At 56.1% G+C, this 15,160-nt stretch carries 13 protein-coding genes; 12 read left to right on the top strand and 1 reads right to left on the bottom strand.

From position 1 onward, the window contains the following. Positions 1-209: 209 nt before the first annotated feature. Positions 210-1,106: a LysR family transcriptional regulator gene (locus tag JI62_RS09735; protein ID WP_088699971.1), complete on the bottom strand. Its 897-nt coding sequence runs from the start codon at positions 1,104-1,106 to the stop codon at positions 210-212. Positions 1,107-1,265: 159 nt separating this feature from the next. On the opposite strand from JI62_RS09735, the gene leuC reads away from it, so the two are divergent. The 12 genes from leuC to JI62_RS09795 all read left to right on the top strand — a co-directional run bounded on the left by leuC (position 1,266) and on the right by JI62_RS09795 (position 15,157). Beyond that, complete coding sequence (gene leuC, locus JI62_RS09740) at positions 1,266-2,717, top strand: 3-isopropylmalate dehydratase large subunit (protein ID WP_088699972.1); 1,452 nt, start codon at positions 1,266-1,268, stop codon at positions 2,715-2,717. Positions 2,718-2,720: 3 nt separating this feature from the next. Beyond that, the gene (gene leuD, locus JI62_RS09745) at positions 2,721-3,368 is read left to right on the top strand and encodes a 3-isopropylmalate dehydratase small subunit (RefSeq protein WP_088699973.1); all 648 of its coding nucleotides are present in this window, start codon (positions 2,721-2,723) and stop codon (positions 3,366-3,368) included. Between the two features lie 99 nt (positions 3,369-3,467). After that, a complete protein-coding gene (leuB, locus tag JI62_RS09750) occupies positions 3,468-4,547 on the top strand; it encodes a 3-isopropylmalate dehydrogenase (protein WP_088699974.1) in 1,080 nt (359 codons plus the stop codon). 272 nt (positions 4,548-4,819) lie between these two features. After that, a complete protein-coding gene (asd, locus tag JI62_RS09755) occupies positions 4,820-5,932 on the top strand; it encodes an aspartate-semialdehyde dehydrogenase (RefSeq protein WP_088699975.1) in 1,113 nt (370 codons plus the stop codon). A gap of 194 nt (positions 5,933-6,126) precedes the next feature. Continuing rightward, entirely contained in the window at positions 6,127-8,226 is a 2,100-nt protein-coding gene (locus JI62_RS09760; RefSeq protein WP_088699976.1) for a type IV pilus assembly protein FimV, read from the top strand. A 9-nt stretch (positions 8,227-8,235) separates the two neighbouring features. Next, a complete protein-coding gene (gene truA, locus JI62_RS09765; RefSeq protein WP_088699977.1) occupies positions 8,236-9,174 on the top strand; it encodes a tRNA pseudouridine(38-40) synthase TruA in 939 nt (312 codons plus the stop codon). Beyond that, positions 9,171-9,809, top strand: a complete 639-nt coding sequence (locus JI62_RS09770; RefSeq protein WP_088699978.1) for a phosphoribosylanthranilate isomerase — start codon at positions 9,171-9,173, stop codon at positions 9,807-9,809. Before truA ends, JI62_RS09770 begins: the two co-directional genes overlap by 4 nt. A 186-nt stretch (positions 9,810-9,995) precedes the next feature. Further along, positions 9,996-11,183 carry a tryptophan synthase subunit beta gene (gene trpB, locus JI62_RS09775; protein WP_170938529.1) on the top strand — a complete coding sequence of 396 codons (1,188 nt, stop codon included), beginning with the start codon at positions 9,996-9,998 and terminating at the stop codon, positions 11,181-11,183. Between the two features lie 23 nt (positions 11,184-11,206). Beyond that, positions 11,207-12,010, top strand: a complete 804-nt coding sequence (gene trpA / locus JI62_RS09780; RefSeq protein WP_088699980.1) for a tryptophan synthase subunit alpha — start codon at positions 11,207-11,209, stop codon at positions 12,008-12,010. A 94-nt stretch (positions 12,011-12,104) separates the two neighbouring features. Continuing rightward, a complete protein-coding gene (gene accD / locus JI62_RS09785; RefSeq protein WP_088699981.1) occupies positions 12,105-13,124 on the top strand; it encodes an acetyl-CoA carboxylase, carboxyltransferase subunit beta in 1,020 nt (339 codons plus the stop codon). After that, entirely contained in the window at positions 13,102-14,460 is a 1,359-nt protein-coding gene (folC, locus tag JI62_RS09790; RefSeq protein ID WP_240513201.1) for a bifunctional tetrahydrofolate synthase/dihydrofolate synthase, read from the top strand. Before accD ends, folC begins: the two co-directional genes overlap by 23 nt. Further along, positions 14,447-15,157, top strand: coding sequence for an SPOR domain-containing protein (locus JI62_RS09795; protein WP_088699982.1), 711 nt, complete (start codon positions 14,447-14,449; stop codon positions 15,155-15,157). Before folC ends, JI62_RS09795 begins: the two co-directional genes overlap by 14 nt. The last annotated feature ends 3 nt before the right edge of the window (positions 15,158-15,160 follow it).

Consider the following 15,160-nt stretch of genomic DNA (forward strand, 5'->3'; position numbering starts at 1 on the left):
ATTCAGGAGACGGCGTAACGACGCCCGGAGGCACTTCCGCCAAACTCCGGCACCGCGGGAGGCGGCGGAACGACGCCCAATGGCAACCAGCCAGCAATGCCCACAATAGCCTAAACCCCGGCACCGCTGCGCTGCTCTCGCGGGTGCGCCTGAGGCTTACCACGCGCTACGAAAACCGACAAAGCGGGTGTGCGCATAACACATAGGGCTTATTTTATAGGGCTCTCGCCCCGCGTATTTTCCAGCTCCTCAATCATCATGCGTGCCGCATTCGAGAGCGTTCGATTGGTATGCACCAAATACCCCAGCGGGCGGTAAATTGGCGGGGTGTCTACTTTTAGCTCTACCAGTTCGCTGTCGATCATCTTTTCCGGTAGCAGGCTCCAGCCTAACCCCACGCTGCACATCATCTTTAGCGTTTCCAAATAGTTGGTCGCCATGCTGACCGGTAGTTCCAGGCCCGCTTGGCTAAAACGCTTGGCGATAAGGGAGCCTGTAAAGGTCTTCGCCCCCGGCATTACGCAGTTGTATTCGCACAGATCGGTCAGGGAGAGCTCGCTTTGAGGGGGCTGCTGGTTAAGAGGGTGATCGATAGCACAGGCAAAACAGAGCCGGTCACGCCACAGTTCCACGACCTGCAGTTGCTCGTGAGGGTGGGGGGCTAGCGTTACCACGGCCATTTCCAGCGTGCCATCCAGCACGCCCTGGTAAGCCTGTTCGGAATCAAGAAAGTGCAGGTCGAGCTCAACCTCGGAGTGGCGCTGGGTGTACTGCTTTAATAACGGCGGTAAGCGGTGCAGGCCGATATGGTGGCTGGTGGCCAGGGTAAGCTTGCCGCCTACCTGGCCCGAAAGGTTGGCCAGCGCGCGGCGGCTATCTTCCACACTAAATAGAATGCGCCGCGCTTGGGGCAGCAGTACGCTGCCTGCTTCGGTGAGCGCAATGCGCCGGCCAATGCGGTCAAATAGCCGTGTGCCTACTTGAGACTCCAGCGTGGCAATACGCTTGCTCACCGCCGGCTGGGTCAGGTAAAGCTGTTCCGCTGCGCGGGAGAAACTTTGCGTATCCGCCACGGCCAAAAAGGCTTGTAGGCTTTGGGTATCCAAGGGCTGCTTCCTAATTAGCTATTCCAGTTTGGAATCTAAACTATGAATAACATGAATTGCTTTTATGTGCGAGTCGCGTGACACTGACTCCACAAGCAAGTCAAGCAGCCCATAGAGGCGGCCATACCGAACTAGCAGGGCACTGCCCAGGAGAGTTACATGTCAGGCCAAACCCTTTACGACAAGCTTTGGAATCAACACTTGGTGAAGCAGCGCGATGACGGCACGGCGTTGATCTACATCGACCGCCAGCTGCTTCACGAAGTGACTTCCCCCCAGGCGTTTGAAGGGCTGCGTTTAGCCAACCGCAAGCCGTGGCGTCTGGATGCCAACCTGGCCACGCCTGATCATAACGTGCCAACGACGATTAAAGAGCGTGCCGAGGGCAACAGCGGTATTAAAGACCCGGTGTCGTTGATTCAGGTTCAAACCCTGGACGATAACTGTCTGGAATACGGTATCGAAGAGTTCAAGATTAACGATCCTCGCCAGGGCATCGTGCACGTGGTTGGCCCCGAGCAGGGTGCCACGCTGCCGGGCATGACTGTGGTTTGTGGCGACTCCCATACCGCGACCCACGGCGCTTTTGGTGCTTTGGCCCACGGTATCGGCACCTCGGAGGTCGAGCACGTAATGGCGACCCAGTGCTTGCTGGCGCAAAAAATGAAGAATATGCAGGTGCGCGTGGAAGGCGAGTTAGGCCTGGGTGTGACTGCAAAAGACGTGGTGCTGGCCATTATCGGCAAAATTGGTACCGCAGGCGGCACCGGCTACGCCATTGAGTTTGCTGGAAGTGCCATTGCCTCGCTTTCCATGGAAGGGCGCATGACCGTTTGCAATATGGCCATTGAAGCGGGCGCACGGGTCGGTTTGATCGCCGTTGACGAGACCACTATTGATTACTTAGCCAAGCGTCCTTTCGCGCCCACGGCAGAGCAGTGGGATGCCGCCGTGGCGGATTGGCGCAATCTGGTCTCTGATGACGATGCGCAATTCGATAAAGTGGTTACTTTGCAGGCTGAAGAGATCGAGCCGCAAGTGAGCTGGGGTACCAGCCCGGAAATGGTCACCGGTATTTCCGGTCAAGTGCCTGATCCGCAGGCCGCGCTGGATGAAACCGTGCAGCGTAGCCACACCCGCGCACTGGAGTATATGGGCCTCCAGCCCAACCAGAAAATCACCGATATCAAGTTGGATAAAATCTTTATCGGCTCCTGCACCAACTCGCGTATTGAAGATTTACGCGAAGCCGCCAAAGTAGCCAAGGGCAAAAAGGTAGCAGACTCCATCAAGCTTGCCATGGTGGTGCCGGGCTCCGGCTTGGTGAAGCGCCAAGCTGAAGCGGAAGGTCTGGATAAAATCTTTATCGAAGCAGGCTTCGAGTGGCGCGAGCCGGGCTGCTCCATGTGCTTGGCGATGAACGCAGATAAATTGGGCGCTGGCGAACACTGTGCCTCTACTTCTAACCGCAATTTTGAAGGCCGCCAGGGTTACGGCGGACGTACGCACTTGGTTAGCCCCGCCATGGCAGCGGCAGCAGCGATTGCCGGTCACTTTGTTGACGTTCGCACCTTGCCTGCCAACGACGCTACTCACGCACAGGAGGCCTAAGCCATGAAGAAATTTGAACGTTTTGAAGGCGTGGTTGCGCCCCTTGACCGCGCCAACGTCGATACCGATTTGATTATCCCAAAGCAGTTTTTGAAATCGATCAAACGCACCGGCTTCGGCGTTAACCTGTTTGATGAATTGCGTTACCTGGATGAAGGCCAGCCGGGGCAGGACTGCTCGCAGCGCCCGCTCAATCCTGATTTTGTCTTGAACCAGCCGCGCTTCAAAGGCGCTGAAGTGCTGCTGGCGCGGCGCAACTTTGGCTGCGGTAGCTCCCGCGAGCACGCGCCTTGGGCGCTGGAAGATTTCGGTTTCAAGGTAGTGATTGCACCTAGCTTTGCGGATATCTTCTACAACAACTCGTTCAAGAACGGCATTTTGCTGATCACCTTCCCAGAAGACGTGGTCGATCGCCTGTTTGCCGAGGTAGATGCCAATGAAGGCTACCAGTTGGATGTGGACTTGGAGAACCAGCGGGTCATTACCCCGAGCGGCGAGATTTTAGAGTTTGAAGTGGATGAGTTCCGCAAGCACTGCCTGCTGGAGGGGTTGGACGATATCGGCCTGACGTTAAAAGACGAAGACGCCATTCGTGCCTTTGAGCAAAAGCATAAAGCTGCACGCCCCTGGTTGTTCCGTCAGTCTGCCTAAAGGATTTTCATTTCTCACAGTAAGTTTGATAGCGCGTTGCAACCCCATTGCAACGCGCCAAGCGGCCAACGTCGCTCTTTAACACGTTAAGGATTCAGCATGACGCATAAAGTTTTATTGCTGCCGGGTGATGGTATTGGCCCCGAGATTGCCGCACAGGCGGCACGCTTGTTGAAGGCGTGCCAGGAAGCGGGTTTGGATATTGAAGTCGAAGAAGGTCTGGTGGGCGGCTCCGCCTACGATGTTCACGGCGAGCCGCTGCCTGCGGAAACCCTCGAAAAAGCCAAAGCGGCCAGCGCTATTTTGCTCGGTGCGGTGGGTGGCCCTAAGTGGGACAAAATCGAAGACCTCTCCAAGCGTCCTGAAAAAGGCCTGCTGGGGCTACGTAAAAATTTAGGTTTGTTCGGCAACCTGCGCCCGGCAATGCTTTACCCGCAGTTGGCCAGCGCGTCCAGTCTTAAGCCTGAGCTGGTAGCAGGTTTGGATATTATGATCGTCCGCGAACTCACCGGTGGCATCTACTTCGGCCAGCCCCGGGGCATTGAAGTACGCAACGGCGAGCGGGTGGGTTTTAACACCTATATCTACTCCGAGAGCGAAATTGAGCGCATTGGCCGCGTTGCCTTTGAAATGGCCCAGAAGCGTGGCAAAAAGCTCTGCTCGGTCGATAAAGCCAACGTGCTGGAAGTCACCATTTTGTGGCGGGAAGTGATGGAGCGTTTGGCGCCGGAGTACCCAGATGTTGAACTTTCCCATATGTACGTGGATAACGCCGCCATGCAGCTGGTGCGCGCGCCCAAGCAGTTTGACGTGGTAGTTACTGGCAACATGTTTGGCGATATTCTTTCTGACGCCGCCGCGATGCTCACCGGCTCTATCGGTATGCTGCCATCTGCTTCACTAAACGAAAGCGGGCAGGGCATGTACGAGCCTTGCCACGGCAGCGCGCCGGATATCGCTGGTCAGAACGTAGCTAACCCCCTGGCGATGATGCTGTCGGTGGCCATGATGCTACGCTACTCGCTGAACGAGAATGCTATGGCAGAGCGTATTGAAGCTGCTGTAGGTAGTGTGCTGGATGACGGCCTGCGTACTGCTGATATTGCGTCAGAAGGCATGCAAACCATCGGCACCGATGCTATGGGCGATGCGGTATTAGCGGCGTTTGCTAAGCATTGAGTGAAACCGTCGGGCTACTCCGGCGATAGGTCTACGAGGGGGCGCTGTGAACCCCTCCCTGGGCGCTACATTTGCCACTGACCGCCATGGATGGCGGAAATGCCGTAATTGCATGGACGCATTTTACGGCCATGGCAAATGACCCCCTCTACGACCTATCCCCGGCGCCCTTGTGTGTTCAACCATTATCATTAACCGCTCAGTGCAGCTTCAAAATCACCGTAAAGAAGTGTGTATAATACCAAGACTCATTCTTTGCAGGAGGACTTCATATGTTGAAAGTCGGTTTCGTGGGATGGCGTGGCATGGTGGGTTCAGTGCTGATGCAGCGCATGCAGGAAGATGGTGATTTTAACGGCATTGAGCCGGTGTTTTTCACCACCTCCCAGGTTGGCCAGCCCGGCCCCGACATCGGTGTAGACGTACCTCCGCTGAAAGATGCCTTTGATATTGAAGCGCTTAAAGCGTTGGATGTTGTTGTCACCTGTCAGGGCGGTGACTACACCAAGCCGGTTTATAAAGACCTACGTAGCGCAGGCTGGAAAGGCTACTGGATTGACGCTGCCAGCACGCTGCGTATGGAAGATGAAGCGACTATCGTGCTGGATCCCGTCAATCGCAAGGTGATTGACGACCAGCTAGCTAAAGGCGCCAAAACCTTTGTGGGCGGCAACTGCACCGTAAGCCTGATGCTGATGGGCTTGGGCGGTCTGTTTGAAGCCGATATGGTCGAGTGGATGACCTCCATGACCTATCAGGCGGCTTCAGGCTCTGGCGCTAAGCATATGCGCGAGCTGCTCAACCAAATGGGCCAACTGCGCGATAGCGTGGGCGAAGAGCTCAAGGATACCTCCAGCGCGATTCTGGATATCGACCGTAAAGTAACGGCGGCCATGCGCAGCGGCGACTTCCCGACCGATAACTTTGCCGCACCGCTGGCGGGTAGTCTGCTGCCGTGGATCGATACCAAGTTAGAGAATGGCCAGAGCCGCGAAGAGTGGAAGGGCAGCGTTGAGACCAACAAGATTCTTGGCCTCGACAATAACCCGATCCCCATTGATGGCCTATGTGTGCGTATCGGCGCAATGCGCTCGCACAGCCAGGCGTTTACGATCAAGCTGAAGCACGATGTGCCACTGGATGAGATCGAAGACCGTATCGCCAAGCATAACGAGTGGGTCAAGCTGATTCCGAACGATAAAGACGCCACCATCGCTGGCCTAACGCCTGCCGCTGCCACTGGTACGCTGCAAGTGCCGGTTGGTCGTCTGCGTAAGCTGCAAATGGGCGGCGAGTATCTCTCGGCCTTTAGCGTGGGTGACCAGTTGCTGTGGGGCGCCGCAGAGCCACTGAAGCGGATGCTGAAGATTCTGCGCGAACAGTAATTCGTTGCTTGTAGTACGTCTTGTAGTCCGCTAGTCAAAAACGGGGAGCTGTTCGCAGCTTCCCGTTTTTTTATGCGACCAGCCATCACGGTAGTGGGAATAATGTCGCTATTTCGTTAAGTTATGATTAAAACGACGTAATACAATAATCTGGCATCAGTCGTTAAAAGTAAGTAGGCGATCAGGGAACATGCATGAAAAAAACACTGACATGGATGACATGGCTCTCGTTGGGCGCAGTGAGTCCTATGGCGCTGGCCATTGATTTGGGCCCGGCAAGTGTCAGTTCGTATTTGAATGCGCCGTTAGATGCCTCGATCCCGCTGCTTGAAAGCAGTGAGTACGCCCTCGATGATATTCGTGTCAGCGTTGCCGAGCCGTCAGCATTTGCCGCCGCTGGCCTTGAGTGGACGCCCTTAGCAGACCGCGTGCGCGTCCAGGTTGAAGAGCAGCAGGGGCGCCGCCAGTTGCGCTTGAGTTCAGGTCAGTCCATGGAAGAGCCTTGGTTGGAGCTGTTATTCACCCTGGAATATCCTGGTGGTCAACAGACACGGGATGTGACCCTGCTGTTTGATCCCCAGGGGTACTCTCAACAGGGATCTTCTCAACAGTATTCGCAGCAGGGTGCTTCAAACCAGAGTCAGTCGCAAACCGCTGCGCCGGTAGCGCTGAAGGCATCTACCGCGCAATCAACGACGACTGAATCGTCTGGTACCAACAACCGTGCTCCCCGTAATGCAAATAGCGCTTACGTGGGCAGAGGCGATACCCTCTGGAGCGTTGCCGAACGTATTAAGCCCGGCGAAGCCAGTGTTCAGCAGATGATGGTTGCGCTGCTGGAGGCAAACCCTGACGTCTTTCCTTCAGGCAATATAAATGACATGCGTGCAGGTCAAACGCTGCGCATACCGGATGCTGAGCGTGTTCTGGCGCGCTCCCATGGTGATGCGGATGCTGCGATCAAGGCGATGAATGAAGCCTGGCGGTCACGCCGCAATGGCTCGTTGCAGGCGGTGTCGCTACCAGAGGTTGAGCCTGCGTCTGTGGCTGATATTGCAATAGCCGCCGCTCAAACGCTGCACGCTAACGCACTCACCCACTCTAATAGGGCGCTTGCCGCTGGCGATTCGGAAGCGGTTACCGACGAGCCTGAAGCACTCTCCCGTAGGGAACTGACCGAGCAACTGCGTCTCAGCCAATCGACACTTCAGCAGGTGCTCGAAGAGCGTGAATTGATGCACGCAGAGCTTAACGAGCTGCGTGGTGAAGTTGCCTCACTAACACAGTCGTTAAGTGGCGCACTAGCTTCCCAAGAGCAGCCTGCTCAAGAGCAATCCTCTGAGCCACTTGCTGCCAGCATGGACGACACGGATAGCACAGATGTGGTTGCTTTAATCGAGCGCTACCAGTGGCCGTTGGCACTGGGTGCCATCGTACTGTTAGTTGGGCTTTTGGTATGGCTACGTAAGCGCCGTGAGGAGACCTGGGAAGATATTCCACTTGCAGAGCCAGTAGTGAAACCAGCGGTTTCGCCCCGCACAGCGCCCAAGGCGCCGCCTATGGCAGAGGCTGTCTCTGTCACTTACCCAACGCCATCCCATAAAGGTGACGTTGATGAGTCGCGCAACGACAGCGGCCGGTCGACAGCGTCTCAAAGCGAATCAGAGCCTGAGCCAGAAAGACCCAAGCCAGAACAGCCCGCGCCCGAGAAACCAGAGCCCAGTGCTGAGACTGGTGCTCCGGTCTCTAACGCCGTGCCAACAGTGGATACTGATCAGTGGCTGGTCGACAATCAAGGGCCGGAGCCGTCTCAAGAAGAGACGCTTCGCTATGAAAAAAGTCAGGCATCGGGACTGGCTGAGCAGGTGCGCCAGCGACGGATGGGCCTTACCGTCGTTCCCGTGGCGCGCGCTGAAAGCGTTTCATTGGCACCGCCGCCAAATTCCATTCGCCAACTGCTGGCTTCTCTTGAGACCGGTTTGCCTGCATCTGATCCGCTGACTGATGCTGGCGGGCAAAAAACCGATAAGCCAACTGAATTAACTAAAGATCCAGGTCATCGCTTTATCGACTACCATCCGCCGATTTTAAACAGCGCTTCAAGCAGTGAGGAGGGCCAGCGCCCTGAGACTCCCATGCAGCCCGCGGTAGAGTTCTCCAGTGAGCCGCAAGGAGCGTCGGTGTCACCGGCTAAACAGCCTCGACGGCCGATTGAAGAGGAGTGGGATATTGAAGAGGTAGCATTCAAGCCCCGGGGCCTGGATAATAGCGATCCTTCAAAATCTTCAAAATGATGTGGCTTGATGACGCTGTTCTATCACTTCGATGAGAAAATTCCGCTTACCGGCCGCCTGGCAATGGGGGTCGAATACGATGGTACCCGCTACTGCGGTTTTCAGCGCTTAAACCACGCCGCATCGGTTCAGGCATCGTTAGAAGGTGCCTTGTCCAAGGTGGCCAATGAGCCCATCCAGGTGAGTGCCAGTGGGCGCACCGATTCGGGTGTGCATGCGACGCGCCAGATCGTGCATTTTGACCCGCCAGTGGGGCGCTCCGAAAAAGCCTGGATCTTCGGCGCTAATACCCATTTGCCCCGCGACGTTGCTGTGCGCTGGGTGAAGCCAGTGGGCGATGACTTTCATTCACGCCTGTGCGCCTTGGGGCGCCGCTACCGCTACGTGCTGCTGAATCAGATAAGTCGCCCGGTACTGGAGCGGGCCAATGTGACCTGGTGCCGTGACCCCTTAGACGCTGATGCCATGCACCGAGCTGCTCAGGCGCTGGTAGGCGAGCACGATTTTTCCAGCTTCCGTGCCGCTGGCTGCCAGTCCAAAACCCCCTGGCGGCATATGCACTTTGTGGACGTGAAGCGCTATGGCCAGCTGGTGATGATCGACATTCAAGGCAACGCGTTCTTACACCACATGATTCGTAATATTGCTGGAGCGCTAGTAAGCGTCGGACGCGGTGCCCAGGATGAAGCTTATATTGGTGAACTCTTAGCGCTTAAAAACCGTCGCAAAGGCGACGTTACCGCACCCGCCTGCGGGCTGCATTTTGTTGATTCGGTTTACGATGAGCGCTTTGATCTGCCCAAAGAGCCGCTGGGGCCGCATCTGCTCTCGTTTACAGGTGAATGGACGGGAGAGCGTGAGCTGCCTGATACGCCAAGGGTAGCTTATCGACGCAAACGATCACTGCGTCATCCGACTGCTCCCCCTGAACAGGAGGCGTCATCATGAGCACTGCTCAGCTAACCCGTACCCGAATCAAGTTCTGCGGCTTTACCCGTGAGCAGGATATTGACCGCGCCGTGGCACTGGGCGTGGACGCCTTGGGTTTCGTTATGTGGCCCAAAAGTGCGCGCAGTGTGAGTGTTGAACAACTAGCGGCGCTCTCTGCCCGCGTGCCCGCATTCGTTACCCGCGTGGGGCTGTTTGTCGATCAGCCTGCTGAGCTCATTGAGCAGTGCTTGCCCTATCTTGATATGCTTCAATTTCACGGCAATGAAACACCTGGGGCGTGTCAGCAGTACTTGCTGCCGTGGATGAAAGCGCTGCGTATGCGCGATGAGATAGACCTTGCCCACGAGGCGGCGCGCTATCACCAGGCCCAGGCGCTGTTGTTGGACGCTTACCGACCAGGAACGCCGGGGGGCACGGGGGAGACCTTCGATTGGTCGAGAATCCCCGCAAATCTTGCAAAACCTGTTATCCTCGCCGGTGGGTTGAGTGCTGATAACATCGCTGACGCTGTGCGTCAGGTAGCACCTTATGCCGTGGATGTATCAGGCGGTATTGAAGCCTCCCACGGCTGTAAAGATGCTGACAAAATGGCTTCTTTCGTCAGCCAGGTGGCGTTGGCCGACACCCGTTAGCGTTCGCCGCACAAGTTTATGTGTGCCCGGTTTGTGTGTAATTTATACGTATTGCTTATGGGTATTTTATCGAGCTACGTGTTACGTCGATTCATTTTTTGTTTGCCTGTTCTGGCGATCTTGTGAGGTATCTCTGTGACCGTTTCTGAAACTGTTTCTAAAACCAAGTTCAGCGATCTGACCCGAATGCCGGATGCCCGTGGTCATTTTGGCCCTTATGGTGGTCGCTTTGTGTCAGAAACCCTGAGCTTTGCGTTGGAAGAGTTGGAGAAAACGTACTTAAGCCTGCGTGATGACCCCGACTTCCAGGCCGAGTTTGACTACGATCTTGCCCACTACGTGGGCCGCCCGTCGCCGCTCTACCACGCCAAGCGCTGGTCGGCGAGTCTTGGCGGCGCACAGATTTGGTTGAAACGGGAAGACCTGAACCATACCGGCGCCCACAAGGTGAACAACACGATTGGTCAGGCACTGCTGGCCAAAAAAACCGGCAAGCCGCGGATTATTGCTGAAACCGGGGCAGGCCAGCATGGTGTCGCTTCGGCGACCGTCGCCGCTCGTCTTGGGCTTGAGTGCGATGTCTATATGGGGGCTGAAGACGTCCAGCGGCAAAAGCTGAATGTTTATCGCATGCGCCTGTTGGGGGCGCGGGTCATTCCGGTGGAGTCCGGAACCCGCACGCTCAAGGATGCCATGAACGAAGCGCTGCGTGACTGGGTTACCAACGTTGATAACACCTTCTATATCATTGGTACCGTAGCGGGACCTCACCCTTATCCGCTGCTAGTACGCGATTTCAACGCTGTGGTGGGGCGCGAAGCGCGCCGCCAGTCGCTGGAGCAGATCGGTCGCCTGCCCGATGCGCTGATTGCCTGCGTAGGCGGTGGCTCTAACGCCCTTGGCCTTTTCTACCCGTTTGTGGAAGACGACGGCGTTGCTATGTATGGCGTTGAAGCCGGTGGCGATGGCGTTGAAACCGGCCGTCACGCGGCGCCGTTGGCATCCAATGCGCCGCGTGGCGTGCTCCACGGTAACCGCACCTACTTGATGTCAGACGAAGCTGGGCAGGTATCGGATACGCACTCCATTTCAGCTGGCCTGGATTATCCTGGCGTAGGCCCAGAGCACGCGCTCTGGAAAGACGTGGGGCGGGTCTCCTATGTGGCCGCTAATGATAAAGAAGTGCTTGAAGCGTTTCGCGAGCTGACCCATATGGAAGGTATTATGCCCGCCCTTGAGTCGGCCCATGCGCTGGCCCATGCCAAGGTATTGGCGCCTACCATGCGTCCTGACCAGCATATCGTGGTTAACCTCTCCGGGCGTGGCGACAAAGACATCATGACCGTTGCTAAGATTGATGGCATCGAATTTTAAGGTCAGCTTTTTTAAGGGCGAGCATGAACCGTATTGATCAGCGTTTTAGTGAACTTAAGCAGCAGGGACGCAAGGCCCTGATCCCTTACATCACCGCAGGTGATCCAGCACCTCAGTACACCGTGGGGTTTATGCATGCCCTGGTGGAAGCAGGCGCCGATGTGATTGAGCTAGGCGTGCCTTTTTCCGACCCCATGGCGGATGGCCCGGTCATACAAAAAGCCTGTGAGCGTGCGTTAAAGCAGGGTACACGGCTGATTGACCTTATGCAGATGGTCAAAGAGTTCCGCCAAACCGATACCACGACACCGGTTGTGTTAATGGGCTACTTAAATCCCATTGAGCGTATCGGCTACGAAAACTTTGCCGATCAAGCCGCCAGCGTGGGCGTTGACGGTGTGTTGATTGTGGATATGCCGCCTGAAGAGGCCGAAGAGATCGGGCCACTGCTGAAATCGCGCAATTTAGCCGCGATTTTTCTCGTTGCGCCTACCACTTCACATCAGCGTGCCGCTACAATATGCGCCCATGGCGAGGGCTACCTCTACTACGTTTCGCTGAAAGGCGTGACCGGTGCCGCCACCCTGAACGCAGACGATGTGGCCGAGCATTTGGCGCCGCTGCGGGGGATGACCGATTTACCGCTATGTGTTGGTTTCGGTATCCGCGACGGTGTGACGGCCGCTGAAGTAGCTAAAGTCGCCGATGGTGTGATTGTAGGTAGCGCTTTGGTTAACCGCATTGCTGAAAGTGTCGATGCGCCGGAGACCATTGCGGGCCAGTTGAAAAGTGTATTAGCAGAGATGCGTACGGCGATGGATGCCTAAGGCAAAATGCTTTATCGCCTATACTGAATAGATTCACGACACTCATCGAGCCTGGTTTTGCCGGGCGTTGACGTATAACGGAAGCCTTTTTGATATGAGCTGGTTAGACAAGATCGTACCCTCTATGGGTCGCATCCAGCGTAAAGACCGTCGCGCTAGCGTGCCCGACGGCCTCTGGCGTAAATGTCCCAAGTGCGAAGCGGTTCTCTATCTTCCTGAGCTAGAGAAACATAACAGCGTATGCCCCAAGTGCGATCATCACCTGCGCTTGACGGCACGCAAACGCTTGGACTGGTTCTTGGATAAAGCAGGACGCGAAGAGATCGCGGCGGAAATCGAACCCAATGATCGGTTGAAATTTCGCGACTCCAAAAAATACAAAGACCGCCTGACCGCGGCGCAAAAAGATACCGGCGAGAAAGATGCGCTGGTCGCAATGCGCGGTGAGTTGGATGGTCTTCCGGTGGTTGCCGTTGCCTTTGAGTTCACCTTTATGGGCGGCTCAATGGGGGCAGTGGTCGGCGAGAAATTTGTTCGCGCAGCTACCTTGGCGCTGGAAGAGAATATTCCGCTGGTGTGCTTTGCTGCTTCCGGTGGTGCGCGCATGCAGGAAGCGCTCTTCTCGTTGATGCAGATGGCTAAAACATCCGCTGCGCTTGAAAAGCTCAAGCAAGCGGGTGTGCCGTATATTTCTGTGCTCACGGATCCCGTCTTTGGCGGTGTTTCAGCCTCACTAGCTATGCTGGGTGACTTGAATATTGCCGAACCTAATGCCTTGATTGGTTTTGCTGGCCCGCGGGTTATCGAGCAAACGGTGCGTGAAACCTTGCCAGAGGGGTTCCAGCGCAGCGAGTTTCTGCTTGAGCACGGTACCGTCGACATGATCGTTCATCGTCATGAAATGCGTGCCCGGGTGGGCAGCGTGCTGCGTAAGTTAACGCACCATGAAGCAACGCCGGTGAATTCGACCAATCCTGATGATGCTGACGTTGTTGAGCCTATTGTTGAGGAGGACGCATTGGCGGAAACCTCTGACGTCACGTTTGAGAAGGTTGAAGCGCCTAAGAAGGACACCACTACCGCTAAGAGTGATGACCATTCACGCAATGCCTGACTCTCTACAGACGCCTTCTTTGCCGCTCTACTCTTTGCAACAGTGGCTCCAGCATTTGGAAACGCTGCATCCTGTAGGGATTGATATGGGCCTGGAGCGGGTTTCGCAGGTGGCGAAGCGGATGGGGCTGCTTTCAAGCCCCATTGCCCCCCGCGTTATTACGGTAGCAGGCACCAATGGCAAGGGCTCAACCCTTGCCATGATTGATAGCGTTGCCCGTGCCCATGGTTGGCATGTGGGTACCTACACTTCTCCCCATTTATTGCGCTATAACGAACGCGTTAAAATCGACGGCCAGGAAGCCGACGATCAACTGCTCGTACAAGGCTTTGAGCAAGTTGAGCGTGCGCGATTGCAGGGCGGTGAAATCAGTCTGACCTATTTTGAAGCCGGTACACTGTGCGGGCTGTGGTGCTTGGCCAATGCAAAGCTGGATCTTGCGGTGCTAGAAGTGGGGCTGGGTGGTCGCCTTGATGCGGTCAATATCGTTGATGCGGATGTGGCGATCGTCACCACTATTGCCCAGGATCACGCTAACTTTTTAGGCACTGATTTAGCCCAGATTGGGCGTGAAAAAGCCGGCATTTTTCGGGCCAATCGTCCCGCCGTGTTAGGTAGTCAAACGTTGCCCGCTAGCGTTGCTGAGCGTGCCCAGGTGCTTGCCGCGCCTACGTTTAGTCTGGGCCAGCAATTTACCCATCAGGCGACGGCTGCTCAGCCTACCCAGTGGCGCTGGCAGGGCCAGGATGCGGATGGCCTAAGCATTGTTCTTGACGAGCTCCCGAACCCTGGGCTGCCCATCGATAACGCTGCCACCGCCTTACAGTCTCTTGTGCTAGCCGGGCTTGGGTTAGAGAAATCGCGAGTGCAAGCAGCGCTGGGTTCGGTGCAGTTGGCCGGGCGGCTGCAATGGATTGGGCCTTGGTGTCTGGATGTTGGGCATAATCCCCACGCGGCTGAGTATGTCGTTCGCCATTTGCCTCCACCGCCAGCAGGAGGACGTCAATGGGGGCTTATCGGCATGTTGAATGATAAGGATATCGACGGTGTCATACAGGCGTTAGCGTCTCGCATTAGTGATTGGGTGTGCGTGTCGCTGAGCGGAGAGCGAGGTTGCCAGGCAAGCGAGTTGTCGCAACGTATTATCGCTCAGGGAGGGCGGGTGCATTTTAGTGCCGATTCGCCGCAAGCAGGCGTCGATTGGCTGGCTAAGGTGTTAACGCCCAATGATCGTGTCTTGGCTACCGGGTCGTTCTTTACAGTAGCGGCACTGCTGGCTCGGCCACTGCCAACAGGCGCTGCGTCGCTTGATGGAGACGGAAATGAAATACGGTAAAACGGAACGCATTAGCGGTATTGTGATTCTGCTCGCGCTACTGGCGATCTTTGTGCCGTGGCTAATGAGTGACCCCGCGCCTAGAGAAGAGCGTCCCCAACCGAGCTTTGTGATCGAGCAGCCGGTTGAAGTGGAGCGCCGAGATGTTCCTGCACCGGAAAGACCTTCAACCATTGGTGAACCATCGCTATCGTCGACGCCCCGCGAAGTGGGGGAGGATGGCGATATGCCTATTGACGCCGACCCGCGGCTGCCGGAAACCGATCAAATTACGGCTTCTAATCGAGCGGAATCCAGCGAGCCCGATGAGGCACCGGCAACGCCCAATAGCGATCCTATTGCTGACCTGATTGCCACCAATAGCGACAGCGCCCAAACCAGTGCTGAAAGTGCGTCACAAAGCAGCTCTTCCCAAAGCTCATCACAAGGCGCCTCTTCTAGCGCATCTAGCCCTTCCGTCAGTGCTCAGGGAGAGTGGGCGGTGCAAGTCGGCAGCTTTGGTGAGGCCTCTAATGCGCAGCGCCTAAGCGAACAGCTGTCTGGTGAAGGTTTTACGGTTTATCAGCGCGAGCGCGATAATAATATGACCACCGTCTTTGTGGGCCCGTATGCCACTTCCGAGGATGGGGAGTCCGCCATGGCCTCAATTAAAGAGCGAGCCAATGTGCAGGGCCTTCTTGTTCGGGTAAGAGACTAAACC

This window comes from Halomonas campaniensis (assembly GCF_002211105.1).
GTDB lineage: Bacteria > Pseudomonadota > Gammaproteobacteria > Pseudomonadales > Halomonadaceae > Vreelandella > Vreelandella campaniensis_A.

Coding starts and splice junctions, on each gene's coding strand:
- leuC (WP_088699972.1), top strand. CDS start 1,266: ATGTCAGGCCAAACCCTTTACGACAAGCTTTGGAATCAACACTTGGTG.
- leuD (WP_088699973.1), top strand. CDS start 2,721: ATGAAGAAATTTGAACGTTTTGAAGGCGTGGTTGCGCCCCTTGACCGC.
- leuB (WP_088699974.1), top strand. CDS start 3,468: ATGACGCATAAAGTTTTATTGCTGCCGGGTGATGGTATTGGCCCCGAG.
- asd (WP_088699975.1), top strand. CDS start 4,820: ATGTTGAAAGTCGGTTTCGTGGGATGGCGTGGCATGGTGGGTTCAGTG.
- JI62_RS09760 (WP_088699976.1), top strand. CDS start 6,127: ATGAAAAAAACACTGACATGGATGACATGGCTCTCGTTGGGCGCAGTG.
- truA (WP_088699977.1), top strand. CDS start 8,236: ATGACGCTGTTCTATCACTTCGATGAGAAAATTCCGCTTACCGGCCGC.
- JI62_RS09770 (WP_088699978.1), top strand. CDS start 9,171: ATGAGCACTGCTCAGCTAACCCGTACCCGAATCAAGTTCTGCGGCTTT.
- trpB (WP_170938529.1), top strand. CDS start 9,996: ATGCCGGATGCCCGTGGTCATTTTGGCCCTTATGGTGGTCGCTTTGTG.
- trpA (WP_088699980.1), top strand. CDS start 11,207: ATGAACCGTATTGATCAGCGTTTTAGTGAACTTAAGCAGCAGGGACGC.
- accD (WP_088699981.1), top strand. CDS start 12,105: ATGAGCTGGTTAGACAAGATCGTACCCTCTATGGGTCGCATCCAGCGT.
- folC (WP_240513201.1), top strand. CDS start 13,102: ATGACCATTCACGCAATGCCTGACTCTCTACAGACGCCTTCTTTGCCG.
- JI62_RS09795 (WP_088699982.1), top strand. CDS start 14,447: ATGAAATACGGTAAAACGGAACGCATTAGCGGTATTGTGATTCTGCTC.